2 protein-coding genes and 1 pseudogene are annotated in these 1,955 nt (G+C 68.6%); all 3 read right to left on the bottom strand.

What is annotated here, in order from left to right:
* Nucleotides 1–481 precede the first annotated feature (481 nt).
* Nucleotides 482–949, bottom strand: a complete 468-nt coding sequence (locus IF88_RS0139575; protein WP_030724397.1) for a hypothetical protein — start codon at nt 947–949, stop codon at nt 482–484.
* Nucleotides 950–1,155: 206 nt separating this feature from the next.
* Entirely contained in the window at nt 1,156–1,425 is a 270-nt protein-coding gene (locus tag IF88_RS0139570; RefSeq protein ID WP_199808216.1) for a hypothetical protein, read from the bottom strand.
* Nucleotides 1,422–1,955, bottom strand: a pseudogene (locus IF88_RS49805) (transposase); the annotation flags it as partial. The gene IF88_RS0139570 and the pseudogene IF88_RS49805, both read right to left, overlap by 4 nt.

Below are 1,955 nucleotides of genomic sequence, written 5' to 3'. Positions count from 1 at the left end.
CCTGAGAGGGCGATATGTGACTTGATGTTCGTTTCTATGTCGCCTGATCGTGTGACTGTGGGGGCTCCCGGCCGATCGACGAGTACGCCTCTCAGGCCGACGCGGCTGGGCGCCTACGTGCGCGCCACCCTGAGCGGCGCCAAGGTCGCCGGTATCGGCAGCCCCCCGCCGCCGGGTGGACCACCTACTTCGCCGTGGACAGCGCCGACGAGGTGTCACAGCGCGTCCACGAGTGCGGCGGCACCGTCGACCTGCTGGTTGACGGCGAACCGGTGGCGGGCATCCGCTGCGGCATGGCACCGGGGTGGCCGCACTGGCAGGTGCACTTCGCCGTCACCGACGCCGACCTGACGGTACGCCAGGCCGTCGGGCAAGTCCTTGACGGCTGGAGGAGACCCCGTACGGCCGGGCGGCCCGGCTCGCCGATCCTTGGGGCGGGCGGTTCTCCGTCATCGAGGTGGGCTGACGCAGGCGCGGCCGCTCACAGCCTTGACACGATCGAGCGGGCCAGCGTTTCGAGGTGGTCGCGGATCTGACTGGAGTGCTGGTCGGGGATTCCCGGGGCAAGGGGATCAAAGGCGTAGTTGACGGCGAAGTTGACCGAGCCCTTGCGCACGTACAGATGGCCACCGATCGAGGCTTCGTCGTACAGAGCCACGTCGCCCACTCCGGCCACCGGTAGAGTGCCGGGCTTGGTGTGCTGGCTGACCTCGAAGGGCAGCAGGGCGATGAAGACGATGCGGCCCTTGGCAGCGGCGTTCACGTAGGTGCACTGCGTGCGGCCGGGCAGGACGCTGTCATCCCGCCTTCCCTTTGCCGGTTGGCCGAGGACCGCCCCGACCTCCTCCTCGGTCGCCAAAGCGCAGACGTCCAGCGCCGGTTTCGTGGGTGCGGCGTGCGCGGAGTCGCCGGAGCTGGTTGCGCAGCCACTCAGTGCGAACAGGATCACCAGGCCCAGAACTCCCGGTAAGAAGCTGAACCGTGCCGGCCTTCGGGAACGCGTCATGTCCCGTCCCCTCTCGTCGAGTCGGTCGTCGGGGCGTCGTCGGCCCGAGGCGCACCGGGCGCAGCAGACCGTTGCAGACGTCCATGTGGCGAAGCGTCATCTTCTGGTGGCGGCCAGCCTAGTGCGGCCTTAATGAAGATTTCTATGATTTACGGTTCATTCCAGCTGCCCGTGTACGCGGGGCCGTCCGGCAGGGCCGGAGTCGGTGTGGCCGGTGCCGGAGCCGTTTCGTCGGGCAGCTCCAGGAGCGTCTTGCGGGTGATCGTGATGTGTTCGGCGGCCTGGGCGAGTCCGTTCAGCAGCGCGGTCAGTTGCGCGATCTGCTCGTGAGCGGCCTCCGCTTCCACGGCGATCTGCCGCTCGCGGACCTCCAGGCGGGCCAGCAGGGCGCCGAGGGTCTGCTGCGGGTCGCCGCTCACGCGCCGCGCCAGGACGGGGCGGAGGTGCTCGTCAGCCGACGGGCCATTACGTCGCTTATCGCCCAGTACACCCGTGACTCGGCCGAGACCGGGCGGTGCTCGTAGTCGCGGACCAGCCTGCGGTGCAGCATCAAGATCCCGTTGGTCTGCTCGACTCTCCAGCGGATCGGTTGCGGGACGAAGCTGCGGTTGGCCGGGTTGCGCTCGACGATCTCCACCGCGATGCTCAAGCTGGCGCCGTGGTCGACCACGCTCTTCTTGAACCCCTGGTCCACCAGGGCCTTCGTCACCGTGAGGTCCCTGCTGCGACCTTGTCCAGCAACGCGGTGCCGAAGACGTTGTCGTGCACGGAAGCGGCCAGCACCACCACGGCGATCACCAGGCCCAGCACATCGACGGCGAGCCCCCACTTGCGGCCCGGTACCTTCTTGGCGGCGTCCCATCCGGTCGTGGCCGCGGGCACCCCGGCGGCGGCATGCAGGCTCTGGGTGTCGAGCACCACCAAGCTCGGGTCGGCTACTGAGGTTTTC

Source organism: Streptomyces sp. NRRL F-2580 (assembly GCF_000720115.1).
Taxonomy (GTDB): Bacteria; Actinomycetota; Actinomycetes; order Streptomycetales; family Streptomycetaceae; genus Streptomyces.
The sequence above is the reverse complement of the archived record's forward strand: the minus strand, read 5'-3'. Positions and strand labels throughout refer to the sequence as shown.